Origin of the sequence: Rhodococcus sp. NPDC079359 (genome assembly GCF_040702585.1) — a bacterium.
GTDB lineage: Bacteria > Actinomycetota > Actinomycetes > Mycobacteriales > Mycobacteriaceae > Rhodococcoides.
Genome location: NZ_JBFBLH010000016.1, coordinates 47,993 through 72,527, shown reverse-complemented (window position 1 = coordinate 72,527; position 24,535 = coordinate 47,993). Strand labels below are relative to the sequence as shown.

Genomic DNA, 24,535 nt, shown 5'->3' with positions numbered 1-24,535 from the left:
GTTCCGCAGGCTCCACTCCCGCCTCGACCCCTGCTACGAGACCGGAGTGGAGCCTGCGGAACGACCGCAGGCTCCGCCGTGCACCTGCGAGGTCACGAGCGCCAGCACGTCGCCGGCACGCAGGTCGGCGGGCAACTCCACCGGACTGACGCAGCGTCGACCCGGGCCGTGCACGTCGACCTTGACCACCGCGCCCACCGAATGCCGGTTGACCACCACGGCCTGGCGCAGATCCCCGAACTCGGCATCGACGCCCACCTCCCCGGCGATCACCGAACGCACCCGCGTCACCAGAATCGAGCCCCACTGCACCGGAGTGCCCTGCGCATCGGCCAGATCCTCCAACGCAACGCCGTCGACGGTGATGCGGCCGCACACACAGTGCGTATCGGCAGGCCAGAGCGCTGGATCGCACCGCGCAACGTAGGCGGCACCGAGAGACGGAAGCATGTCGAGAAGTGTCATGAGAAGCAGTCTTGCTCCGCGCGGTGGCGTCGAACAGAGGTGTTGACGCAATCTTGACGGCACCGGCAGGAAATTTGACGACTTCGGCTCGCGATGCCCCCTACTGTACCCACTGGTACATTCAGTCGGGTGATTGCAGACGACGTCTACCGCCGCGGCCGAGCCGGCCTGCCCTCGTGGATCACCGATCACGACGGCCGCCGCACCGAACTTCCGATCGCGCGCTGGATGGGCGGAACCCATTCGACGATCGAAGACATCAGGGCGGACGAAGCCTCGATCGCTTTCTGCACCGGCCCTACCCTCGACCTCGGCTGTGGACCAGGGCGTTTGACCGAAGCTCTCACCCGAGCCGGCGTTCCCGCGTTGGGAGTCGATACGTCCTCGGTCGCTGTGGAGATGACGAACCATCGCGGCGGTCTCGCGTTGCAGCAGGACATCTTCTGCGCGATACCGGGGGCGGGCCAGTGGTCACACGTGCTGCTCGCGGACGGCAACATCGGCATCGGCGGTGACCCGGCTGCACTTCTGCGGACGGTTCGCTCGCTGCTGCACGAGACCGGCACGGCCGTCGTCGAAGTGGATTCCGCGTCGGGTGTCGACGATCGCAATCGAACGGTCCGATGGGAAACCGACGACTGCGTGGGCGAATGGTTCACTTGGGCCAGCGTGGGCGCGAGCGCGCTGTACGCGCTGGCGGTCACGGCGGGCCTGCGGGTCCGTCGGACTGTCGAATCGAACGGACGAGTGTTCATCGAACTCGCCGTTCACAGCATCGACCGAGGAGTCGGAGACCCGTGAGCAAGGAACTGCCGAGAACAGCCAAGGGCAGACGAACCAGAGCAGCGATCGTCGATGCGGCCGCGTCGATGATGTACACCCACGGCGTCGCCGGAACGACTATCGACGACGTACTCGCCGCGTCCGAAACCGGAAAATCGCAGCTCTACCACTATTTTTCCGACAAGTCGGACCTGGTGGAAGCCGTCATTGCACGTCAGCTCGAACGCGTCCTCGCCGCCCAGCCGCGCCTGGCCCACATCGACAGCCTCGAGGACATCGACGCATGGGCCGCCGAGATCGTCCGCAATCACGAACAGCCAGGGGGCCCGTTCTCGTGCCCCCTCGGTTCGCTCGCTGCAGAACTGAAGAACGACGCGGCGTTCGTCCCCAGCCTTCATGCCGCGTTCCGACGCTGGGAACAGCCGCTCGAACAGGGGCTACGCCGCATGGTCGACCGCGGGGAACTCGATGTGTCGACCGATCCGGCCGCAACTGCCACCACGCTGATCGCGTCGCTTCAAGGCGGAATGTTGATCGCCCGCATCGCGGGCGATGTGCAACCGCTGCGCGACACACTCGACGCCGCCGTAGCCGCAGTACGTCGCCGTCGGACTCGACGCTGACACCGACCCTGGCGAACGGGCCCGAAGTGCGCTAATCTCGACCTCACAGTTTGTACTAATGGGTACAAAATTGGAGACGGGAACCAGAATGCAGCGACTTCCCACGTTCCGTAGCCCGATCCGCGGCGTCTGGTTCACGTCGGTCCTGGCGTCCGTCCTGCTCGTCGCCCTGCCGATCGTGACGATCACCGGCTTCATCTCCTGGGCCGCATACGGCCCACAGTTCGGCCAGGCCATGCCAGGCGACGTCGGGTGGTTACGAATTCCGTCGTTCGACTGGCCGACCGAGCCTGCCTGGCTCTATCGGCTGACCCAGGGCCTGCATGTGGGACTGGGACTGGTCATGGTGCCGATCGTGCTGGCCAAGCTGTGGTCGGTGATCCCGAAACTGATCGAGATGCCCCCGGTTCGCAGTGTCGCGCACCTTCTCGAGCGAATCTCGTTGCTGGCGTTGGTCGGTGGCATCCTCTTCGAGATCATCACCGGTGTGCTGAACATCCAGTACGACTACATCTTCGGCTTCAGCTTCTACACCGCCCACTACTGGGGTGCCTGGGTGTTCGTCGCCGGCTTCGTCGCCCACGTGGCGCTCAAGCTTCCGACCATGGTGACGGCGTTGAGAACGCGGCCGTTCCTGGAATTGATGCGCATTCGAGTCGCCGATACGGTGCCCGACGCCGACGACGAATCAGGTCTTGCTGCAACCGATCCCGCTCCGGCGACGATCAGCAGACGCGGAGCCCTCACACTCGTGGGCGGTAGCGCACTGTTCGTCGCGGTACTCAGCGTTGGGCAGACGACGGGCGGACCACTGCGATCGGCGGCGATCCTGCTGCCTCGCGGACGCTCGTACGGCGACGGCCCCAACGACTTCCAGATCAACCGCACCGCGCAGTCCGCAGGCGTCACCGATGCGCAGACCGGCGATGCGTGGCGGTTGACCGTACTGGCGGGCGGTACCGAGGTAGTACTCACCCGAGCTCAACTCGAGCAGATGGACCTGCACACCGTCGAACTCCCGATTTCCTGCGTCGAGGGCTGGTCGACGGTGCAGACGTGGACCGGAGTTCCGCTCCGAGATCTGGCGGCACTCGTGGGTGTCGATGCCGTCGACACCGGTGAGGTGCGGTCGCTCGAACCCGTCGGGTCGTTCAACCGCGTCACCTTCGGAGGACACCAGATGATGCATCCGGATTCACTTCTCGCACTGAAAGTGAACGGGGCCGACCTCTCCCTCGATCACGGCTATCCCGCTCGCATCATGATGCCGGCGATACCCGGAGTGCACGCCACCAAGTGGATCGAATCCGTCGAATTCTTCGAGGAGCGAGCATGACAACGTTTCGAGCCAGGTACGGCGCAGGACCGATGCATCTCGCGGTCACGGCCGGCTGCCTCGCCCTGGCCGGCGCGGTCGTCCTGACGATCGGCTTCCCTGCACTGTGGAACACCGATACGTGGTGGCAGTCCATCGGACTCTGGTTCGTCGGGGCAGCGGTGGTGCACGATGCGATCCTGTTTCCGCTGTACGCCGTGCTGGACCGGACGCTGGTCGCTCGTCTGGGCAGGTTCGTCAACGCGGTCCGCATCCCCGCGCTCGGGGCGGGTTTGAGCCTGCTGCTGTTCGCACCGGGGATCTTCGCCCACGGGAGCGAAACGTACGAGGCCGCGACGGGTCAGACACAGGAGCCGTACTTGATGCGATGGCTGCTGTTGGTAGCGGGGATGTTCGCGGCCAGCGCCGCGTTCTACGGCGGCCGCGAAATACTCAGGCAGAGGCGTTGACGCGATCTTGACGTGCACCGGGCACGGTTGCACGCAACGACCGCCGGTCGACGGGATTCCGTCGGTCGTCGCCGGTAGTGCGCAACCCGGCCCGCACCACGCAGCCCCGAACTACGCTCCACAACATGAGTGGCGAGTATCGGCAGGCCTTCGACGACAGTATCGACAACCGTGAGCAATTCTGGCTCGACGCCGCGGCGGGAGTCGACTGGGACACCCCTCCCACCAGTGCGTTCGACGGCACTCACTGGTTTCCCGGGGCCCGCCTGAACACCTGCTTCAACGCGCTCGATCGGCACGTCGACGCCGGACACGGCGACCGGACCGCGTTGATCTACGACTCGGCGATGCTCGGACTCACCCGCAGCTACACCTACGCCGAACTTCTCGACCACGTCGCTCGATTCGCCGGTGTGCTGCGCGAGCAGGGCGTCGGACCGGGCGACCGCGTGGTGATCTACCTCCCGATGATCCCTGAGGCCGTAATCGCGATGCTCGCGTGCGCTCGACTCGGCGCGGTGCATTCGGTGGTGTTCGGCGGCTTCGCAGCCAAGGAGCTGGCAGCGCGAATCGACGACGCCGAGCCGGTCCTGCTGATCACCGCCAGCGGTGGGTTCGAGCCGGGTCGCGTCATCGAATATCTGCCGCTGGTGCAGCGCGCCCTGACGCTGACGACCGCGAAGGTACCGGCGGTGATCGTCAAGAGCCGCGAGGGAATCCCCGGCAGTCACGACTGGCTGGACTGGGACTCCCTCATCGCCGACGCCACCGCCGCACAACCGGTTTCGGTGTTGGCAACCGATCCGCTCTACATCCTCTACACCTCGGGCACGACCGGTAAGCCCAAGGGTGTGGTGCGCGACAACGGCGGTCATGCCGTCGCGCTGACGTGGTCGATGCGCAACATCTACGACGTGGGAGCCGGTCAGGTGATGTGGACCGCGTCCGACGTCGGCTGGGTGGTCGGGCACTCGTACATCGTCTATGCGCCGCTGTTCGCCGGTGCCACAACGGTTCTGTACGAGGGCAAACCCGTCGGGACTCCCGATGCCGGCGCGTTCTGGCGGGTGATCCAGGATCACGGTGTCCGTGCCCTGTTCACGGCGCCGACTGCACTGCGCGCCATCCGCAAGGTCGATCCCCATGCGGCCGAGCTCGAGAAGTACGACGTCTCGTCGCTCGAGACCCTGTTCGTCGCAGGTGAGCGTCTCGATCCCGATACGTACGAATGGATTTCGCGAACCCTGGACCGGCCCGTGGTCGACCACTGGTGGCAGACCGAAACCGGGTGGGCCATCTGCGCCAATCTTCGCGGTCTGGAACAACTTCCGATCAAATCGGGCTCGCCGACGGTGCCGGTGCCGGGGTTCCAGGTCGGTATCCTCGACGCCTCGGGCAATCCGGTGGACGCAGGCACCGAGGGCAACATCGTCGTGAAGCTGCCGCTGCCACCGGGCGCGTTGGTGGGGCTGTGGAACGACGAATCACGTTTCCAGCGTTCGTATCTGGATACGTTCCCCGGGTACTACCTCACCGGCGATTCGGGCTACATCGACGCCGACGGCTACGTCTACGTCCTCGGCCGTAGCGACGACGTCATCAACGTCGCCGGCCACCGTCTGTCGACCGGGTCGATGGAAGCCGTGCTCGCCGGTCACCCCGCCGTGGCCGAATGCGCGGTGATCGGCATCCACGACGACCTCAAAGGCCAACGCCCCAGCGGGTACGTGGTACTCAAGGCCGGCGAGCAGATCACCGAGGAACAACTGCGCACCGAACTGGTGGCCATGGTCCGCGATCAGATCGGTGCCCTCGCCACGTTCCGCGACGTGACGATCGTCGGAGCCCTGCCCAAGACCCGCTCGGGCAAGATCCTGCGGAAAACGATGCGGCAGATCGTCGCCGGTGAGGAATACGGCGTGCCGTCGACCATCGAGGATCCGGCAGTCCTCGACGCACTGGAGAAGCTGCTCGGCAGATAGGCGGCGGTAATACGAGCAACCATGGCCGAAACCCGCGCGCCACAGAAGGCTCCCGCGCGATAGCGTCGTCGACATGACAGATCTCGACACCCGTCCCGCGGTGGATTGGCTTGCGCTCGGAGCCGTCACCGTCACGGTGATTTCGTGGGCCTCGGCCTTCGTGGCGATTCGCGGCGTCGGCGAATCCTTCGGAGCCGGTCCGCTCGCATTGGGCCGGTTGCTGATCGGATCCGTCGCGCTCGGTGCGATCGTTCTGGTCAGAAGGCAGTGGGTCAAGCCGAACCGCACACAGTGGCTGCAGATCATCAGCATCGGCGTCTTCTGGTTCGGTATCTACAACGTCGCCCTCAATGCCGCCGAGCAACGCGTCGACGCCGGCACGACGTCGATGATCATTCAGATCGGTCCGATTCTGGTCGCCCTGTTCGCGGGTCTGCTTCTGGGCGAGGGCTTTCCGAAGTGGTTGGTGATCGGAGCGGGCATCGCGTTCGCCGGGGCAGTGATGGTCGGTGTCGTCACTGCCGTCACCACCACGTCCACGACCAAGACAGACGCTGACTTCCTGGGCATCGCACTGTGTCTGGTGTCCGCGGTGACCTACGCCATCGGAGTGCTCAGCCAGAAACCGGTGCTGCGCACGATCCCCGGACTTCAGGTCACGTGGATGGCCTGCACCATCGGCGCAGTGTGCACGCTGCCGTTCGCACCGGCGCTGCTCGACGACCTCGGGTCCGCTTCTGCCGGTGCCACAGGCGGATTGATCTACCTCGGCCTGGTACCGACAGCCCTGGCGTTCAGCACCTGGGCCTACGCGTTGACGCGAATGAACGCAGGCAAGCTCGGCATCACCACCTATGCCGTTCCGCCGATCACCATCACACTGGCCTGGTTGCTACTGGGCGAGGTTCCGCATTACCTCGCTGTGGTGGGCGGAGTGATCTGTCTCGTGGGAGTCGGATTGTCCCGCAGAAGATAGGGGTCACTCCGCAGGCTCCGCTCGAGCGCTGAACTCTTACAGCGCCTTGAAGCGGGCGATCGCCACTTCCCGCTCGTGCTTGTGGTCGACGATCGGCTCCGGATACTCCTTGGGCCGGCCGAACTTCAACGTGTGCACGGCTTTTCCTTCTTCGCCGCGCAGCTCCGGCACCCAGCGCCGCACGTAATCGCCGGTGGGGTCGAATTTCTCGCCCTGTGTGATGGGGTTGAACACGCGGAAGTACGGCGAGGCGTCGGTGCCCGTTCCTGCAGTCCACTGCCAGCCGTGCTGGTTGTTGGCCAGATCGCCGTCCACGAGATGCTGCATGAAGTAGCGCGCACCTCGCCACCACGGCAGGTGCAGATCCTTGACCAGGAACGATGCGACGATCATGCGGACCCGGTTGTGCATCCACTTCTCCGAGTTCAACTGCCGCATACCGGCATCGACGATCGGGAAGCCGGTCTCGCCCTTGCACCAGGCCTCGAACAACTCGTCGGCGTGCTTGCCCGAGTCGATCTCGATCTTGTCGAACTTCTTGACGTAGTTCTCTCGGGCGCTGTCGGGGCGCTGGAACAGGATGTCGGCGTAGAAGTCTCGCCAACAAATCTGCCTGCGATACGACGCTGCCCCTTCGCTGCGCAGCTTCCCGAGGTCGGCCAGCATCGTTCGTGGATGAATGGTTCCGTACTTGAGATGCACCGACATCCGGCTCGTCGAGTCGAGGTCGGGACGATTGCGCTCGTCGTCGTACGCCGAGACCTCCTCGAGGAATTCCTTCCACTGCTTCGACGCAGCCTTCTCACCCGCTGCCGCGTCGGACGCCTCTTTCTCGGTGGGAATCTTCGCCCGCCGAACGCCTTTCACCTCGTCCGGGTCGATCCATTCCACGGTCTTCGCGGACGTGTCGGCCGGTCCGCGCCACCCGTGCTCCAGCCATTGCCGGGAGTACGGCGTGAACACCTTGTACGGTTCGCCGTCACTCTTGGCGATCCGCCCGGGTGCGATCGCGTACGGAGATCCGGTCTCGACCAGGGTCACCTTCTCGCCGACGCGCTTGTCGCGGTCGCGTCCGTACGGGCCGTAATCGGCGCTGATGTGTACGTCCTCGGTGCCGATCGCCTTCGCGACCTTGGGGACCACGGTCTCGGGGTCGCCGTGCACCACCATCAACCGGCCGTCGAGCTGCTCGTTCAATGCTTCGAGCGAACGGAACAGGAAATCCTTGCGCGGCCCGCCCGAGGGCTTCAGTAGACGGTCGTCCAGTACGAACAGCCCGAGCACCGGATCTCCGGACTCGGCAGCGGCGGTGAGTGTGGGCAGATCCCCCAGACGGAGATCACGGCGAAACCATACGAGCGACATGGTTCCAGTCTTACCCACCGCCGCGGTCGGCAATCACAGCCCGCTCTCGGCCGAACTCTCAGAGAACCGCCAACGATGGCTCACCATCGCCGCAACATGGGGCTCTACCTTGGGAAACACAGAAGAGAAAAGGAGAACACCATGACGAACACACGCCCCTTCCCCGGCGCTCTTTCCCTGGTGGACAGCACCTGCACCTTCGAGAAGTACTACGAGCAGCTCTACGCCAAGGCACCTGCACTCGCCTGGTCACTCGATGCCGACACCGGCCGCCGCAGTGCTCTCGAGGAGTTCTTCGCCAAGACGCCTGCAGAACGCCGAAGCACCGTCGACAGCTGGGTTGCATAGCATTGGAACGGTGACCGAATCGTCGAGTGCCCCCGCCACCGTCCTCGTCGTCGACGACGATGTCGACGTGCTGTCGTCGTTGCAACGCGGACTGCGCCTGTCCGGGTTCACCGTCATCACCGCATCCGACGGCGCGGAGGCGCTCGGCGTGGTGTCGCGATCGATGCCCGACGCCATCGTGCTCGACATCAACATGCCGGTACTCGACGGCGCGAGCGTGGTGACCGCGTTGCGCGCCATGGGGAACGACATCCCGATCTGCGTGCTCAGTGCCCGCAGCTCGGTGGACGATCGCATCGCCGGGCTCGAATCCGGTGCCGACGACTACCTCACCAAACCGTTCGTGCTGGCCGAGCTGGTCGCACGGATTCGCGCCATGCTGCGTCGTCGCGGCACCGGTCCGGTTGTGCCGGTTGCAGATTCGGGCGCGCCGAACTCGGCCGTCGCCATCGGAACCCTGGTGGTCGACATCCCGGGCTACCGCGTTCATCGCGGTGGAACCGACATCGACCTGACCAAACGCGAGTTCGAGTTGCTCGCGATTCTGGCGCGCAACAAGGGCGTCGTCCTCACTCGTGAACGACTGCTCGAGCTGGTGTGGGGCTACGACTTCGTCGCCGACACCAACGTCGTCGACGTGTTCGTCGGATATCTGCGACGCAAACTCGAGGCCGACGGGTCGCCGCGCATCCTCCACACGGTTCGCGGAGTCGGCTTCGTCGTCCGGGACTCCGCATGAGCTTCTCTCTGCGCGCCCGCGTGGCCGCCGCCACGACCCTCGGTGCCACCCTCGTCGTCGCTGCCCTCTCGGTGGTCACCTCGGTCGCTATTTCGCGCAACAACGTCAACCAGCTCGACGAGCGGCTGACGACGGCATCTCAGGTGCTGATCCCGACCTCGACGACGCTTGAGGCGTTCCTCGATCAGCTCTCCGGCGCGTTCGCCGTCACCATTCGCAGTGGCGACATCGTCGTCGCGTCCACTCCGACACGGCTGCCCGCGCTCGAGACCGGGTCGCAGACCGTCGACGTCGACGGGCAACGCTTCCGGGTCTACACCGCCGTTTCGACCGCGGTGTCGTCCATCTCGATTTCCATCGGCGTGCCTGCCATCGAAGCGCAACAGGTCACCGACGAACAGCAGCGGCAAGTGATTCTGCTGGGACTCGCTGCGATCGCAGTGTCCACCGGCCTGGGCTGGCTCTTCGGTGGCAGAGCCGTCAAACCGTTGGTGACGTTGACCCGGCAGGTCAGCGCGCAACCACCGACCGCGCCCGAAACCCGCACCGGTGTCACCGAAGCCGATGCGCTCGCGGTCGCCATCGGCGGCATGTTGACCAGACTGAACGAAGCACAGGACCGCACCAATGCCGCGCTCGACACCGCACGCGACTTCGCGGCCGTCTCCGCACACGAGCTGCGGACCCCACTGACTGCGATGCGCACCGACATCGAGGTGCTCAGAACTCTCGACCTCGAGCCGTCGCAGCAGCAGGAGATTCTGGGAGATCTCGAGCGGACGCAGGGTCGAGTGGAGACGACCCTGACCGCCCTGGAACGACTCGCGTCGGGCGAATTGTCCAGTGAGGGCGACAGAGTCGAGACCGACATCATCGACGTCTGCGACGTCGCAGCCCAGGATGCGCAACGACTGCATCCGGGACTCGACATACGCGTGGAGTACGCCGCCGACTCCGAGATCACGATGCGCGCACTGCCGACCGGTCTTCGGCTGGCCGTCGACAACGTGATCGGCAACGCCGTTCGACACGGCAACGCGACGTCGATCGTCATCACCGCCGAGCGCGAGGGCAAGACGGTACGTGTCCTGATCGACGACAACGGATCCGGCGTTCCCCTCGACGAACGCGAGACGGTGTTCGGCCGGTTCGAGCGCGGCACCCGAGCCGCCAAGGGCGGCTCCGGGCTCGGCCTGGCATTGGTGGCGCAGCAGGCCGAATTACACGGTGGGCGTGTCTACTTCACCGACAGCCCGCTCGGCGGTGCCCGATTGGTGCTGGAGCTGCAGGACAGCTGAAGTTCGGCAGTCTTTACGCGGGAGAAACCTGCGGGCCCATCCGAGCCGTGGATCATGTACCCATGCACACGTTGTCGGATTTCTTCGTCCCCACCATCGACATCTCGCCGTACGTTCTGGGTGACGCCACCGCGGCAGGCGACGGAACTGCCCGACGCAGCGTCGCGGCGGACGTCGACTACGCCTGCAGCACAGTCGGTTTCATGCAGATTCTCGGGCACGGCATTCCCGAGGACACCGTGGCCGGACTCGCGTCGGCGATGGATTCGTTCTTCGGACTCGACCTGGCGAAGAAGCGAACCTACATCTGCCCACCCGAAGTGAATCGGGGATACACCGCTCCGAAGAGCGAATCGCTGAGCCTGAGCCTGGGAGTCGAATCGGCGTCGGGCATGAACGATTACTTCGAGGCCTTCAACGTCGGCACCGGAGAACCGAACACCTGGCCCGACTCCACGGAGTTCCAGCGCGCCGTCGACGAGTACTTCGCCGAGGCAGCACGCGTGGCCCGGACGCTGACCACAGTGTTCGCCGACGCACTCGGCGTGTCACCGAATACGTTCTCCGACATCACCGGTCGATCGCTCGATACCCTGCGGATGAACAACTACGCGCTCGAACCCGGCATGCATGTGCAGGACGCCGAGCTCACCGGGATGAGCGAACACACCGACTACGGATTGGTGACGGTGCTGTGGGCCGATCGAGTGCCCGGCCTGCAGGTTCTCGGAACCGACCGACGGTGGCACGACGTGCAACCCGCCGACGGAGCCATGTTGGTGAACCTGGGAGATCTGACGGCCCGACTGACCAACGATCGCTGGATGTCAACGCTGCATCGGGTGCGTCCACCGATCACCGATGGGACGATCCAGCGCAGGCGATCTGCGGCGTTCTTCCACGACGGCAACCTCGACGCGGTGATCGCGCCACTGCCGTCGTGCATCGAGCCCGGTGACGTGGCCCGGTACGAACCGGTGACGGTAGCCGGGCACATTCACGCCAAGCTCGCGGGTTCCCGAGAGGGAACTGCCAATCCCGCGGCAACCCGCGAAGCCGAGCGGGTACGCAACGCCGTCGGCGGCCCTGCAGTTATTTGACGTCGAGCAGATCGATGACGAACACGAGGGTCTTGCCGGAAAGACGGTGTCCTGCACCGGCGGGACCGTAGGCGAGCTCCGGCGGAATGGTGAGCTGACGACGTCCGCCGACCTTCATTCCGGGAATGCCGTCCTGCCAGCCCTGGATCAGTCCGCGCAGCGGGAACTGGATGGACTCGCCGCGGTTCCAGGAGGAGTCGAACTCTTCTCCCGAATCGAACTCGACGCCGACGTAGTGCACCTCGACGGTGCCACCGGCCACTGCCTCTGCGCCGTCACCCTCGACGAGGTCGACCGTCACCAGGTCCAAGGGCGCCGGTCCGGCCTGAAATTCGATCACTGGCTTCGTCACTGAAGTCTCCTGCGGTTGATGCCGGCCCGCCGACGCCGGCTGTCTATCTCTGGGCATATACCGCTTCGACCATACGTCGTGACGCTCAGCCGATCGGAGCTGGCATCAAATTCGTCTTGTATTCGCAGGTCAGAGTATTGCCGGTGGCGGGGTCGGTCATCTCGACCTTCCAGGCGTCGGAGAACTGATTCACCCCGTGGTGCATCGAGATGGTGCCCGAGATCAAAACCGTTCCACGCGAGAACAAGCCACGTTCGGTGAGCACATCGAGCCAGTACTGCGGCGCGAGAAGATCACCGAGCGTTCCGGTCTGGATGAGCGTGCCGTCGGCCCAGGCGGTCAACGTGATCTCGTCGAGTCGATCGGCCACCTCGGACAACCGCCACGCGCCGGTGCCCAGCACGTCGGGAGCGGCGTTCTTGCTCCACGCGACGCTGTGAACTTCCAGGTCACGGTCGGTGTGATCGCACGCCACGGTGAGCAGCACGTCGTCGATCGTGTCACCGAGGATCACCAGAGCCCACTCCGCCTCGCCCGACGTGCGACCGTGTTGGACGGCGACGGAATCGGTCTGCTGCGCCAGATACGGCGAGATGGGGTAAAGCGCCGGGGTCACCGTCGGAGCGGGGACACCCAGTTCGGCCAACTCCGCGATGTGCGACGCCACCTCGTCCTGGTTGCGCCCGGCATATCCAGCATTGAGCAGGGCGGTCACCTCGAGCGATTCGGTCGAGCCGTCGGGCAGCGTGAACGTGAGCATCAGTAAGGACCCTCTCCTCGTAAATTTTCTGTTTCCGATGCGCCGAAAGCCTTGCGCATACGTCTTGTATACAGCAAGTATGGAGCACGTACAACGGATAGAGTGATCCCAGGCACACGAAGGAGTCGTCATGACCGAACCTGTTTCGGTGGATAGAAAGGGCCTGGCCAAGGCCTTCGCGGCCAGCCTGACCGGAACGGCATTGGAGTGGTACGACTTCGCCGTCTACTCGGCCGCCGCAGCGCTGGTGTTCCCCCTGGTCTTCTTTCCGGACAGCGATCCGCTGACCGGGACACTGCTGGCCTTCTCCACCTACGCCGTCGGGTACGTCGCCCGGCCGGTCGGTGGATTCGTCTTCGGGCGCCTCGGCGATGTCATCGGCCGCAAGCAACTACTCGTCATCACGCTGATGCTGATCGGCGTCACCACGTTCGCCATCGGCCTGATCCCCGGATACGACACGATCGGCATCGCAGCGCCGATCATCCTCGTCACCATGAGGTTCTGTCAGGGTGTTGCCGTCGGCGGAGAATGGGGCGGCGCGGTTCTGCTCTCCAGCGAATACGGCGATCCACGCAAGCGCGGCTTCTGGTCGTCCGCCGCGCAGATCGGACCACCGGCAGGCAACCTGCTCGCCAACGGCGCACTCGCGATACTGACTCTGTCACTGACCGACCAGCAGTTCGAGTCCTGGGGATGGCGAGTGGCGTTCCTCTTCTCGGCCGTACTCGTCGGATTCGGTCTGTGGATCCGTTTGAAGCTCGAGGACACCCCGGTGTTCAAAGCGCTGCAGGAGAGCGGCGATCGCTCCGAAGCCCCGATCAGCGAGGTGTTCAAGACCGAACTGCGACCACTGGTGGCAGGCATCATGTCCCGCGTCGCACCGGACGTCATCTACGCACTGTTCACCGTTTTCTCGATCACCTACGGCACGCAGAAACTGGGCTTCGAGCGCAGCGAGGTGCTGACCGCCATTCTGATCGGATCGGCGTGTCAGCTCGGCCTGATCCCGCTCGCCGGGGCAGTGTCCGACCGCATCAATCGACGCCTCGTGTACGGAATCGCAGCGGTGGGCGGCGTTGCGTGGAGCGCGATCTTCTTCCTCGTCATCGGCGGCGGATCCCTGCCGCTGCTGATCCTGGGTGTCGTTGTGGGACTGGCGTTCCACTCGTTCATGTACGGACCGCAGGCTGCGTTCGTCACCGAACAGTTCAGCGTGCGACTGCGATCCACCGGCAGCTCGTTGGCCTACACGATCGCCGGTGTGTTCGGTGGCGCAATGGCACCGCTGATCTTCGTCTACCTGCTGGACAGAACGGACAGCTGGGTGCCGATCGCGGGATACATCGTGATCGTCGGTGCCGTGACACTCGTCGGTCTCGCACTCGGTCGCAACCCCGACCCCACCGAGGACGAGCACTACGTGCTGCTGGGCCAGGAGCGCGAAAAGGCTACGCGCGCAGCAGAGTCTGAAGTGTGACCTCGAGGTGAGCGTCGATCTTCGCGTGCACCAGGTCCTCGTCGCCCGCACCGAGTGCGTCGATGATGGCCTGGTGCTCGGCGCACACCCGGTGCTGACGGTTCGCCGCGGTGAACAACGCGCTCAACCCGACCCGAAGCTGGCGAGCCCGCAGTCCGGCGTACGTGCGCGAGAGCAGATCGCTTCCCGCCGAATCGATCAAACTCTGATGGAACGTGCCGTCCCAGTCGATGAACTGCTTGGGGGCATCTGCGTCGTCGGAGTTCATCAGCAGTTCCTGCTGCGTCAACGCGTGCCGCATCTGCGTGATCGGCGCGTCACCGGCTCGCAGCGCACGGGTGGCCGCGTGCCGCTCGAGAACTCCGCGCAGATCCATCAGTTCGGCGATCTGGCGTCCGGACATCGCCGGCACGTGCGCGCCCCGCTTGGGCACCATCTCGACCAGACCCTCGGACTGCAACATCAGCAACGCTTCACGAACCGGGGTACGGGATACTCCGATCTGCGTCGCGAGTTCCTGCTCGTTCAGAAAAGTGCCGGTGGCGGCCGGTGAGGACAACACCTGATCGCGCACGTACTGGTACGCCTTCTCCCTCCCCGACAGCGGCTGCATACGATATGTATACCTGTCTTCCTCCGACGAAACCAGGAGTCACACCGTGAGCTCGTCCATCCGCATCAGCCTCGCCCAGATCACCAGCGGCCAACTGCCCGCCGAGAACCTCGACCTCATCGCCACCCACACCCGTGCCGCAGCGCATGCGGGATCGGATCTCGTCGTGTTTCCGGAAGCGACGATGCGGTGCTTCGGCGGACCCATCCGAAAGTTCGCGCAGCCCCTGGACGGCGAGTGGGCGAACGCGGTGCGCACCATAGCGTCCGACGCGGGCATCACCGTCGTCGCCGGAATGTTCACCCCTGCCGCGGACGACAGGGTCACGAACACATTGCTCGTCACCGGGCCCGGTATCGACGCGAGCTACGACAAGATCCACCTGTTCGATGCGTTCGGATTTGCCGAATCCGACACCGTCGCACCGGGTTCGAACCCTCTCGTGGTGGACATCGCCGGCGTTCGGGTCGGCTTCGCCACCTGTTACGACATTCGATTCCCGGCACTGTTCCAGAAACTCGGTGATCTCGGCGCGGAAGTCGTCGTCGTCCCGGCGTCGTGGGGATCGGGCGACGGCAAAGTGGAGCAGTGGACCCTGCTCGCGCGGGCACGTGCCCTGGACTCGACGACGTTCGTCGCGGCCTGCGACCAAGCCGAACCCGCTGCCGCCGAGGGCAATGCACCGTTGGGCGTGGGACACAGCATCGTCTGCTCCCCCACCGGCGAGATCCTCGGGCAACTCGACGCGACGCCCGGCATGCTGACGATCGACATCCACACCGAACTCGTCGACGCCGTGCGTGCAAACCTGCCGGTATTGAAAAATCGCGTCGCCTTCGTGTGACCGATCCTGCTCGGTGCAGGTTCGGCCTTTCGTGAGACCTGGCGCGGGAACGCGGTTTCGAGTCACCTCCGCCGTGAAAACGTGGTGTGATGTCGCTTGTCGAATCGGAGAAGTGACGGGGCACTTCCATCGTTTCAGAAGGAGACGACGATGGTGCAGGTCAACCGACGGGATGCGTTACGACTCGGGTCGATCGCGGCGATGCTGGGTGGGTTGACGTCAGCGACGGCATGCTCGAGCAACGACGCCGCGAACAGCGACACCGTTACCGATCGATCGTCTTCACCCAAACGCGTACTCGTTCTCGGTGCAGGCATGTCGGGTCTGACTGCCGCACTTGCCTTGCACCGGCGCGGTCACGAGGTGACGGTTCTCGAGGCTCAGGACCGAATCGGTGGTCGCCTCATCTCCGTCGAATTCGAGAACGGCCAGTTCACCGAGGGCGGTGGAGGGCATTTCCGACTGAATATGCCGTTGGTCACCGGCTACGTGAGCACCCTGAAGCTCCCCATCGTCGCGATGAACGACGGCGCTCCCGAATATCTGATAGATGGCCTGCGCGGCAACAACACTCAGCTCGATCGTCGACCCTGGGACCTACTGGAGTCCGAACGTACCGTCGAACTGAGTTCCATGCTCACGAGCTACTTCGTGCCGCTCGGCGCAGATTTCACCACCGTCATCGACCCGGAGTGGCCCGATGCGGCCGCCGCCGACAAGTTCGACGGATTCACCGTTCGTGAATTGCTCGCCGACGCCGGTGCATCGGACGATTTCGCCAAACTCGTCGCAGCCCAGGCCGGCGGTTTCACACTGGAAGTCAGCGTTCTCGGTTTGCTTCCCGACTTCGCCTACCATTTCGGCGACCGCAACTTGTACCGCGTGCAGGGTGGAAACGAGCGGATACCGCGCGCCCTCGCCGAAAGGCTCCCCCAGGACCGCATCCACATGGGCTCTCGGGTGGTGGTCATCGACCAGAGCGGTTCGGACGTCAAGGTGACCACAGCGGACGGTCGCGAATGGACTGGGGACGAGGTCATTTCGACGATCCCCTTCACCGTCCTGAAGGACGTCGACATCCGACCGGCGTTGCCCGATCGAGCCCGTCAGGTGGTCGACGGCATGGTGTGGAGCGACATCGTCAAGGTGTATCTGCAGACTTCGAAACCGACGTGGCTCGATTCCGGTGTGCGGGGTTGGCCCGTGGCAGCTTCCGACCGGCCGTGGGAACGACTCATCGACATCACCGGCAACGAGCCGGGCGGGCGCGGGAACGCGTTCTTCTACCTTTCCGGTGCCAACGCAACTGCCTATCTCGCGCAGCCGAAAGAAACCCGCGCACGAGATCTCGTGAACACCTTCAACGCCGACATGTCCGGAATGATCGAGGACGTCGTGGAAATCGGCGAATTCTCCTGGCCCGATCAACCCTGGATCAAGGCCGCCTTCGGCGACACGCCTCTGGACGGCGGCTGGATGCTGGACGAGATGAAGAAGCCCGTGGACCGGCTGCACTGGGCCGGCGACTTCACCACGTTCAAGTCGGGCTGGGTCGAGGGTGCGATCGAGGCGGGCTACGCGCCGCACGCCACGTCGACCCCATGGCACCGGCCGAACACGAGGTCGTCTGAACGAGACCACGAGCCCCCATCCGCGATGACATACCCACTCTTTCTCTCGAACAAGGACTTTCGACGAGGAATCGACCACCACTTCCGGCGCGCCACGATGGAGCCACGCCGAAGTACGCCGCCTGCGGCGAGCAGTCATGACCGGAAGCACGCTTCCCGATACCGGTCACAATTCCTGGAGGCGAGGCCGACCGACGTGGGCGGCGTTGGACGCAGAGCCGTTGATCTACGGCACCGTGATCATCATGACCGTCATGGTGGTCGGGGCCGACGATACCGACGTCGATTTCGGTGACGCGACAGGAATGGTCCTCGGGCCGATGGTCGCGACCGCCGTCGCGCACCTGTTCTCGTCGTGGTTGGGGTACGTGAACAGCCACCACCGCATGCCCGACGGTGCCGACAGACGTCATCTGCTCTGGCACTCAGCGCATTTCCTACTGCTGACGGTGGTGCCGCTCATCATCATCGGGCTCGGACGTGTGAGCGGTCTGTGGTCGGCCTACGGCGCACTCGACACCATTTCCGATCTCGCATTCCTGTTCCTGCTCGTCCTCGGAGCCGCCAGCGGCTGGCATGCGAGCAAGAGACGATGGCGTGGGGCAATCCTCGGAGGTCTGGTTGCCATCGTCGTCGGTTTGATCGTCACAGTTCTCAAGGTCGTACTCGAGCATTGACAACCGAGGAAGAGGATCCGATCATGGTTCTCCGCTCCGCCACTGCGCCCCGCCGGCGCTGGGCCACAATGGCTTTCGCAGTCGCATTCGTGCTGACGGCGTGTTCTTCACCTCAGGAAGGGTTCACCGAGATGGACCCAGGCTCGGGCACGCTCGTGGCCTCGTCCGGCTTCGACGTCCGGCGGGACGGCTTCTCCTTCCCCAACTGGGGACCGCCGACAGCGGAGCATGGCCAAGGGCTCACACCGGCCTCGATGCAATCGCTGTTCGGGGATGCGGTGTGCACTCCGGGAACCGAGAGCGACCGATGCGTTCTCTCGCCGATGGGACGGGTGACCTCGGAGGTGTTCGAGAACGGAATGAACGGTGGTCATTGCTTCGGAATGGCCGCAGTCGCAGGGTTGGCCTACCGCAACTCGATCGACACCTCGTCCTTCGTCGCCCCCGGAGCAACACTGTTCGATGCACGTCCCTCCCCCGCGACCGATGCCGTGATCGCGCGCTACTTCAACACCCGGGAGGTCGAACCGACGGCCGACTCCGAGATGTCCGCACCTGTGGACGAGGTGATCGATCGACTCACGACCGCGTGGGCCGAAGGGCTGGACTATCTGCTCGCCTTCTACACCGAGGACGGAACGTCCGGCCATGCCGTGACACCGATCGCGATACGCGATCTGGGCGACAGCACACGCGGAATTGTCATCTACGACAACAACTATCCCGGCGTCGAGAAGATGATCGTCACCGATACGGCCGCCGATACGTGGTACTACACCACCTCGGCAGACCCCGCCGACGACAGCTACCTGTTCTCCGGTACCCCGGACAATCAGCTGAAGTTGTTTCCGCTGGCCGAGATGACCGGCGTTCATCAGTGCCCCTCGTGCACGGAGGTCGGTGCGCAGGACCAGGACTACCTGGTGCTGGTCACCGACAACACCAACGATCCGGTCGATCTGACCGATGTCGAATGGAGCTTGTCGGTGTCCGACAGTGACCGGGTGCGACGGTCCGCGTTCATCAACAACGACAACACAGCGTTGCTGGAGGCCTCGATCGATACACCGATGCGGCTGACGCTCTCCGACGTCGCGGACAACGAGCGCGATGCCTCGATCGACATCTCCATCCTGTCCGACGGTTGGGTGGTTCGATCGACCTCCCTTCGCCTGCCTGCGGGCGCGTCGATCGTCGCCGAGATCAGCCCTACCGAGCGATCGATGACGCTCACGACCGACACCCCCACCACGAGTGATTACACCGCCGCCACCGAGGATGCTCGGGGATCGCGGTCTGCATTCGTCAGCACCATCGACCTACCCGTCGACGGCGAGCTCGTGGTCGGCCCGACGGATACCGATACGTTGCGCCTCACCGACGGTGCAGGACAGGTGCTGCGGGAGGTAGCGATGACCTGACCACGAACTCGAAGTTGTGGAGTCCATAACTTCGAGTTCGCAGTTGTGCAGACGAAAACGCCCATTTCACCTACGTAACCGCGAACACGGCGCAGACACGACAACGCCGCCGGCTCCCCAGGGGAGCCGGCGGCGGCGTGCAGCGAGATCTAGCGGGAGCTGACGTCCTGGTAGTCGCGCTCGGTGTAGCCGGTGTAGATCTGGCGCGGACGGCCGATCTTGCCGGTCGTGTCCTCGTTCTGCTCGCGCCAGTGCGCGATCCAGCCCGGGAGACGGCCCATCGCGAACAGCACCGTGAACATGCGCGGCGGGAAGCCCATCGCGCGGTAGATCAAGCCGGTGTAGAAATCGACGTTGGGGTACAGCTTGCGCTCGACGAAGTAATCGTCGGTCAGCGCGGTCTCCTCGAGCTTGAGCGCAATTTCGAGGAGTTCGTCGCCGTTGCCGAGCTTGCCGAGGATCGTGTGCGCGGTCTCCTTGACCAGCGTCGCGCGCGGGTCGAAGTTCTTGTACACACGGTGTCCGAAGCCCATGAGCTTGACGCCGTCTTCCTTGTTCTTGACGCGACGCAGGAAGTCCGTTGCGTCGCCGCCCTCGGCCTTGATCTTGTCCAGCATCTCGAGCACGGCCTGGTTGGCTCCGCCGTGCAGCGGGCCCCACAGCGCGTTGATGCCGCCGGAGATCGAGGTGAACAGGTTTGCCTGCGAGGATCCGACGAGACGCACCGTCGACGTCGAGCAGTTCTGCTCGTGATCGGCATGCAGGATGAGCAGCATGTCGAGAGCCTTGACGATCTCGGGATCGACCTCGTACGGCTCGGCCGGGAAGCCGAACGTCAGGCGCAGGAAGTTCTCGACCAGGCTCTTGGAGTTGTCCGGATACAGGAACGGCTGACCGACGGACTTCTTGTAGGCGTACGCCGCGATGGTCGGCAGCTTGGCCAGCAAGCGGATGGTCGAGAGCTCGACCTGCTCCGGGTCGTTGGGGTCGAGCGAATCCTGGTAGTACGCCGACAGCGCGTTGACGGCACTCGACAGCACCGGCATCGGGTGCGCGTTACGCGGGAAGCCGTCGAAGAACCGCTTGAGGTCCTCGTGCAGCAGAGTGTGCCGACGGATCTTGTCGGTGAACTTCTCGAGCTGATCCTCGGACGGCAGCTCACCGTAGATCAGCAGGTAGCTGACCTCGATGAACGAAGACTTGCCCGCGAGCTGTTCGATCGGGTAACCGCGGTAGCGCAGGATGCCTGCGTCACCGTCGATGTAGGTGATGGCCGACTTGGTCGACGCGGTGTTGACGAACCCGCCGTCCAACGTCGTGTAGCCGGTGGTGGCCAGCAACTTCCCCAGCTCGATGCCGTTGTTGCCCTCGGAGGCCTCGGCAATCGACATGGAGTATTCGCCACCGGGATAGGTGAGGGTGGCTTTGGCATCATTCTCAGCGGGCACGAATGGTCCCTCTCGAACTCGTGTAACGGACACGTACTTGAAGCGGACAGTTCTAACGTCGATAGTGAAACTAGTCTCTCGACGCCTCGGACGCCCAGGGAGGGTCGGCACCGGGTCGAGAAACCGTGATCGCCGCTGCTTTCGCGGCGAACTCGAGCGCTTCTCGCCAATCTTCCTTGCTCATCTCTTTCACCGCGTTCGATGTGATAATGGTCTCCTCCTGCAGAAAGCTGAGCAGAGCTCCGTGCACGGTGTCACCAGCGCCGATCGTGTCCACGACGTCGACCGCGACACCAGGGACCGTAATTTCCTCGGATGCGGTGAAGACCGAGATGCCGTCGCCGCCGCGGGTCATGACCACCGCGGTGACCCCTGCCGCGAGCCAGTCGTCGACGGTGGTCCCCTGCGTTCCGAGGCCCAACCAGAACGAGTCGTCCTCGGACACCTTGAGAATGTCGATGCTGGGCAGCCAGGAACGGAAGCGGTCGCGAAACCCGTCGGCCGTGATGTCTCCGCTCGTGCTGTCGATGGCAGCGGGCCGAATGTTCGGGTCGAGCATCGTGAGCTTGCCCGCCGCCCGGGCCCGGTGCAGCAGGCCCGCGTACATCGACGCGCCGGGCTCGTACAGCAGCGACAGTGTGCCGAACGAGAGCACGCTGATCTCGTCGGGCAGATCGCCGGGATCGGCGACGAGGCGGTCGGCTGTGCCGTCGGCGTAGAACGAGTACTCGGCGCTGCCGTCCTCGGCGAGCGTGGTCATCGCCAACGTCGTCGGTTCGTCGCCGCGCTGCACCCACGTGGTGTCCACTCCCGCATCGCGCAGGCTCGCCAGGATCTGCTCACCGAACGGGTCGCGGGAGATCCTCGAAAGATACGCGACGGGCGAACCCAGTCGACCGATCGCGACGGCGACATTGAACGGCCCACCGCCGAGTTTGGGCGAGAGCAGCGGGCCCTCGTGCACCGGAACCAGGTCGACCAACGCCTCGCCGCACACCAGAATGGTCACTTCTCGTACCTCATTCCCCAGGTGCCCGACCAGGATTGCCCCGGATCCAGCACGATCAGATCGATCTCGGAATTCAACGCATCGGGTGGACAGGTCATCGGCTCGATCGCCAGTGCCCGCCCTCGATCGGGATAGGCCTGATCGTTGGCGGGATCGGCGGTGAACACCTGCACCCAACCGAAGCTGCTGTCGGTCCACAGCACCGTCGCGGTGCCGTCGGGACCACGCAGAACATGGCTCGCTCGGCCGTCGGCCTCGGGGAGCGACGCGCTGAACGGGGTGTCGAGCTGCACGCCCTGCAGCGTTCGCGGCTGCCGGAAGTCGTACTCGGTATCGGCAGTCGGCACCGAATTGCCCACGGGCAGATTGCGCACCGAGTCGAGCGGCAGCCGCGTCCCGGCCGAGAGCTCGAGCGTGCACTCGTCGAGCGGCGCGTCTCCCACCCTGACGAACGTGTGAAAACCCATCCCGTACGGCGCGGGTGAATCACCGGTGTTCTTCGCCGACGCGGTGACGGTGAGACCGTCCGCCGACAGCTCGTGCGCCACGGTCACCGTCAGCGAGAACGGCCAGCCCTGATGTGTCCCGACGTCCACGCTCTGCTCGACGCGAGAGTCGGTGTGCTCGTTCAGGGTCCACGCCACCCGCCGGACGAAACCGTGACTGGCGTTGTTGCGCGAAGGCTCGCTGATCTCCATCCGATGCTCGACGCCTTCGAACGTGAACGTGCCGTCGGCCGTTCGATTGGGCCACGGGGCCAACACCAGTCCCGCCGACAGCGGCGGCTTCGAACCCGCCTCCCAGGTCTCGGTGAGCGGTGCGCCGTCGTATTCGAGAACCCTCAGGCCCGCTCCGACGGCAGCGATGTCTGCCCGATACTTACCGCTCGTCAACGAGTAGGTCTGTGCGTCAGCCATGAGTGCCATTCTTTACCACCACACCCACTCGGTATCGGATGAATGCCGGAAGAGCCAACGCGGCGATCGAGACACCGATGACGACCAGCACGCCGCCGCCCGCCGCAGCGGCCGCCGTCCCCACCGACGCCGCTGCGGCACCGTGCAGCACGTCGCCGACGCGCGGACCTCCGGCGACCACCACGATGAAGACACCCTGTAGCCGACCACGCATCTCGTCGGTGGCGACCTGCTGCAGCATCGTGCTGCGGAAGGCCGCCGAGATCATGTCGGCTCCGCCGCCGAGGGCCAAGAACGCCAATGCGAACCACAGGGCGACGGTGGTGGCCCCGTCGGTGGCCGCGCCGACGGCCAGACCGAAGCCGATCATCGCCACGCCCCACACGACGATGCAGATCAGCACCGCCAGGCCCTGCCTGCGCACTCGTGGCAGCCAGCCGGAGAAGACTCCACCCACCACCGCGCCCGCGGACATCGCTGCGAACAGCATGCCCAGCACAGGACCGCCCGACGCCGGGTCGCCGAAGCTCTCGTGTGCGATCTGCGGGAAGAGCGCACGGGGCATACCGAACACCATCGAGATGATGTCGACGACGAACGAGGCCAGCAGCACCTTCTGCGTCGCGAGGTAGGCGAAACCGTCGAACACCGAACGCAATCTGGCGCGCTGACCCGACTTCGCCGGTGGAATCCCCGGCAGCCGGATCACTGCCCACAGTGTGGCGAACAGTGCGATGGTGTCGATCAGGTAGAGGGTCTCGAGCCCGATGTAGTAGATGAGGATGCCTGCGCTGAGCGGTCCGGCGATAGCGCCGAAGTTCATCACCGTCATGTTCAGTGAATTCGCGGCGGGCAGCTGCTCGGCGGGCAGGATTCGCGGGAGGATCGCGCTACGCGTCGGTTGATTCACCGCGAAGAAGGCCTGCTGAACGGCCAACAGCACCAAGATGATCCACACGTTGTTCAGGTCGAGGAACGCCTGCAACCAGAACAGGGCGGAGGTACCGATCAGACCGCAGGTGGTGATCATCAACAGCGTGCGGCGGTCCATCACATCGGCCAGCGCTCCGCCCCACAGACCGAACACGATCAGCGGCACCAGCGCGAAGACACCGGTGAGACCCACATAGGCCGAACTCAGCGTGATCTGGAAAACCTGTTGCGGCACAGCGACGATGGACAGCTGCGCCCCGATGACGGTGACGATGTTCGCCAACCACAGCCGCTTGTAGGCGGGGGTCCTCAGCGGAGTCGTATCGGCAAGAATGCCGCGCAATCCGCTCACGGCTGCAGACGCTCGATCACACCGCTTGCCACTCTCAGGCGAATTCGGTTGTGCATGCGGCTCGTTCGGCCCTGCCAGAACTCGACCGTCTCCGGTTCGACGCGAAAACCGCCCCAGTTCGGCGGAACCGGCACCTCGATGCCGTCGAACGTCGCGGTGACCTCGGCCAGTCGCGCAGCCAGATCCTCCCGCGAGCCGATGGGCCGCGACTGCTCGGACGCCCATGCCCCCAGCTGGGAGCCGCGGGGCCGCGTGCGCCAATAGGTTTCGGTCGTCTCGGCGTCGACCCTCGCCACCGGGCCTCGGACGGTGAGCTGGCGGGCAATTCCGATCCACGGGAACGTGATCGACGCATACGGCGTCGCGGTGAGCGCACGGCCCTTGTCGGAGTCGTAGTTGGTGTAGAACACCACCCCGTCCGCGTCGAAGTCCTTGCACAACACGGTGCGGGTGGCGGGTCTACCCGCCTCGTCGACCGTCCCCAACACGATGGCGTTGGGCTCGGGCAGATTCGCGGCTATCGCGTCGGACAACCACTGCTGCGCCAGCGAACACCACCCGTCCGCCAGAGCATCGACGTCGAGGTCCTCGGGCTCTCCGTAGTCCACCCGCATGTTCGCCAGGCGCTGTTCAT

25 protein-coding genes are annotated in these 24,535 nt (G+C 64.7%); 15 read left to right on the top strand and 10 right to left on the bottom strand.

The annotated features are described in order from the left end of the window. Positions 1–33: 33 nt before the first annotated feature. Positions 34–465: a hypothetical protein gene (locus tag AB0362_RS25065; RefSeq protein WP_188078536.1), complete on the bottom strand. Its 432-nt coding sequence runs from the start codon at positions 463–465 to the stop codon at positions 34–36. Positions 466–594: 129 nt separating this feature from the next. Here AB0362_RS25065 and AB0362_RS25060 point away from each other — a divergent pair, with 129 nt between their 5' ends. The 6 genes from AB0362_RS25060 to AB0362_RS25035 all read left to right on the top strand — a co-directional run bounded on the left by AB0362_RS25060 (position 595) and on the right by AB0362_RS25035 (position 6,614). Beyond that, the gene (locus AB0362_RS25060) at positions 595–1,266 is read left to right on the top strand and encodes a methyltransferase domain-containing protein (RefSeq protein ID WP_269594846.1); all 672 of its coding nucleotides are present in this window, start codon (positions 595–597) and stop codon (positions 1,264–1,266) included. Between the two features lie 68 nt (positions 1,267–1,334). Beyond that, positions 1,335–1,871: a TetR/AcrR family transcriptional regulator gene (locus tag AB0362_RS25055; RefSeq protein WP_317532688.1), complete on the top strand. Its 537-nt coding sequence runs from the start codon at positions 1,335–1,337 to the stop codon at positions 1,869–1,871. Positions 1,872–1,959: 88 nt separating this feature from the next. Then, positions 1,960–3,207 (top strand): molybdopterin-dependent oxidoreductase, encoded by a 1,248-nt coding sequence (locus tag AB0362_RS25050; RefSeq protein WP_317532591.1) that lies wholly within the window; start codon positions 1,960–1,962, stop codon positions 3,205–3,207. Further along, positions 3,204–3,656 carry a hypothetical protein gene (locus tag AB0362_RS25045; protein WP_317532590.1) on the top strand — a complete coding sequence of 151 codons (453 nt, stop codon included), beginning with the start codon at positions 3,204–3,206 and terminating at the stop codon, positions 3,654–3,656. The genes AB0362_RS25050 and AB0362_RS25045 overlap by 4 nt, the downstream gene beginning before the upstream one ends. A 125-nt stretch (positions 3,657–3,781) precedes the next feature. Further along, the gene (locus AB0362_RS25040; RefSeq protein ID WP_317532589.1) at positions 3,782–5,638 is read left to right on the top strand and encodes a propionyl-CoA synthetase; all 1,857 of its coding nucleotides are present in this window, start codon (positions 3,782–3,784) and stop codon (positions 5,636–5,638) included. Positions 5,639–5,711: 73 nt separating this feature from the next. After that, positions 5,712–6,614, top strand: a complete 903-nt coding sequence (locus AB0362_RS25035; protein ID WP_149405062.1) for a DMT family transporter — start codon at positions 5,712–5,714, stop codon at positions 6,612–6,614. A gap of 36 nt (positions 6,615–6,650) precedes the next feature. Here AB0362_RS25035 and AB0362_RS25030 read toward each other — a convergent pair whose 3' ends face one another. After that, positions 6,651–7,979, bottom strand: a complete 1,329-nt coding sequence (locus AB0362_RS25030) for a deoxyribodipyrimidine photo-lyase (protein WP_317532588.1) — start codon at positions 7,977–7,979, stop codon at positions 6,651–6,653. A gap of 141 nt (positions 7,980–8,120) precedes the next feature. On the opposite strand from AB0362_RS25030, the gene AB0362_RS25025 reads away from it, so the two are divergent. From AB0362_RS25025 to AB0362_RS25010, 4 genes are all read left to right on the top strand, one after another. Further along, positions 8,121–8,327 carry a hypothetical protein gene (locus AB0362_RS25025; protein WP_068047758.1) on the top strand — a complete coding sequence of 69 codons (207 nt, stop codon included), beginning with the start codon at positions 8,121–8,123 and terminating at the stop codon, positions 8,325–8,327. Between the two features lie 10 nt (positions 8,328–8,337). Continuing rightward, positions 8,338–9,066 carry a response regulator transcription factor gene (locus AB0362_RS25020; protein ID WP_317532587.1) on the top strand — a complete coding sequence of 243 codons (729 nt, stop codon included), beginning with the start codon at positions 8,338–8,340 and terminating at the stop codon, positions 9,064–9,066. Beyond that, complete coding sequence (locus tag AB0362_RS25015; protein ID WP_188078534.1) at positions 9,063–10,364, top strand: HAMP domain-containing sensor histidine kinase; 1,302 nt, start codon at positions 9,063–9,065, stop codon at positions 10,362–10,364. The genes AB0362_RS25020 and AB0362_RS25015 overlap by 4 nt, the downstream gene beginning before the upstream one ends. Positions 10,365–10,426: 62 nt before the next feature. After that, the gene (locus AB0362_RS25010) at positions 10,427–11,464 is read left to right on the top strand and encodes a 2-oxoglutarate and iron-dependent oxygenase domain-containing protein (RefSeq protein WP_317532586.1); all 1,038 of its coding nucleotides are present in this window, start codon (positions 10,427–10,429) and stop codon (positions 11,462–11,464) included. On the opposite strand, the gene AB0362_RS25005 is transcribed toward AB0362_RS25010, so the two are convergent. Then, positions 11,457–11,816 carry an FKBP-type peptidyl-prolyl cis-trans isomerase gene (locus AB0362_RS25005; RefSeq protein WP_032377394.1) on the bottom strand — a complete coding sequence of 120 codons (360 nt, stop codon included), beginning with the start codon at positions 11,814–11,816 and terminating at the stop codon, positions 11,457–11,459. The two genes, AB0362_RS25010 and AB0362_RS25005, sit on opposite strands and share 8 nt — an antisense overlap. Positions 11,817–11,901: 85 nt before the next feature. Next, positions 11,902–12,576: a DUF2848 domain-containing protein gene (locus AB0362_RS25000; protein WP_317532585.1), complete on the bottom strand. Its 675-nt coding sequence runs from the start codon at positions 12,574–12,576 to the stop codon at positions 11,902–11,904. Between the two features lie 130 nt (positions 12,577–12,706). Between AB0362_RS25000 and AB0362_RS24995 the strand changes: the two genes are divergently transcribed. Further along, on the top strand, positions 12,707–14,056 hold the full coding sequence (locus tag AB0362_RS24995) for an MFS transporter (RefSeq protein ID WP_300522907.1): 1,350 nt from the start codon (positions 12,707–12,709) through the stop codon (positions 14,054–14,056). Here the strand turns inward: AB0362_RS24995 and AB0362_RS24990 are convergent. Next, positions 14,028–14,669: a GntR family transcriptional regulator gene (locus AB0362_RS24990; RefSeq protein WP_068047784.1), complete on the bottom strand. Its 642-nt coding sequence runs from the start codon at positions 14,667–14,669 to the stop codon at positions 14,028–14,030. The genes AB0362_RS24995 and AB0362_RS24990 overlap by 29 nt on opposite strands. A gap of 58 nt (positions 14,670–14,727) precedes the next feature. Between AB0362_RS24990 and AB0362_RS24985 the strand changes: the two genes are divergently transcribed. The 4 genes from AB0362_RS24985 (at position 14,728) to AB0362_RS24970 (ending at position 19,242) form a co-directional block, all read left to right on the top strand. Next, on the top strand, positions 14,728–15,513 hold the full coding sequence (locus AB0362_RS24985; RefSeq protein ID WP_317532687.1) for a carbon-nitrogen hydrolase family protein: 786 nt from the start codon (positions 14,728–14,730) through the stop codon (positions 15,511–15,513). 150 nt (positions 15,514–15,663) lie between these two features. Continuing rightward, on the top strand, positions 15,664–17,439 hold the full coding sequence (locus AB0362_RS24980) for an NAD(P)/FAD-dependent oxidoreductase (RefSeq protein ID WP_317532584.1): 1,776 nt from the start codon (positions 15,664–15,666) through the stop codon (positions 17,437–17,439). Then, positions 17,390–17,821: a hypothetical protein gene (locus AB0362_RS24975; RefSeq protein ID WP_317532583.1), complete on the top strand. Its 432-nt coding sequence runs from the start codon at positions 17,390–17,392 to the stop codon at positions 17,819–17,821. The genes AB0362_RS24980 and AB0362_RS24975 overlap by 50 nt, the downstream gene beginning before the upstream one ends. A 23-nt stretch (positions 17,822–17,844) precedes the next feature. Beyond that, complete coding sequence (locus AB0362_RS24970) at positions 17,845–19,242, top strand: hypothetical protein (protein WP_317532582.1); 1,398 nt, start codon at positions 17,845–17,847, stop codon at positions 19,240–19,242. Positions 19,243–19,391: 149 nt separating this feature from the next. Here AB0362_RS24970 and AB0362_RS24965 read toward each other — a convergent pair whose 3' ends face one another. The 5 genes from AB0362_RS24965 to pdxH form a co-directional block, all read right to left on the bottom strand. After that, positions 19,392–20,690: a citrate synthase gene (locus tag AB0362_RS24965; protein ID WP_094633051.1), complete on the bottom strand. Its 1,299-nt coding sequence runs from the start codon at positions 20,688–20,690 to the stop codon at positions 19,392–19,394. A 70-nt stretch (positions 20,691–20,760) separates the two neighbouring features. Further along, positions 20,761–21,699 carry a carbohydrate kinase gene (locus AB0362_RS24960; protein WP_317532581.1) on the bottom strand — a complete coding sequence of 313 codons (939 nt, stop codon included), beginning with the start codon at positions 21,697–21,699 and terminating at the stop codon, positions 20,761–20,763. After that, positions 21,696–22,625 carry an aldose 1-epimerase family protein gene (locus AB0362_RS24955; RefSeq protein WP_317532580.1) on the bottom strand — a complete coding sequence of 310 codons (930 nt, stop codon included), beginning with the start codon at positions 22,623–22,625 and terminating at the stop codon, positions 21,696–21,698. Before AB0362_RS24955 ends, AB0362_RS24960 begins: the two co-directional genes overlap by 4 nt. Continuing rightward, on the bottom strand, positions 22,609–23,901 hold the full coding sequence (locus AB0362_RS24950) for an MFS transporter (RefSeq protein WP_317532579.1): 1,293 nt from the start codon (positions 23,899–23,901) through the stop codon (positions 22,609–22,611). Before AB0362_RS24950 ends, AB0362_RS24955 begins: the two co-directional genes overlap by 17 nt. Then, the gene (gene pdxH, locus AB0362_RS24945; RefSeq protein ID WP_317532686.1) at positions 23,898–24,515 is read right to left on the bottom strand and encodes a pyridoxamine 5'-phosphate oxidase; all 618 of its coding nucleotides are present in this window, start codon (positions 24,513–24,515) and stop codon (positions 23,898–23,900) included. Before pdxH ends, AB0362_RS24950 begins: the two co-directional genes overlap by 4 nt. Between the last annotated feature and the right edge of the window lie 20 nt (positions 24,516–24,535).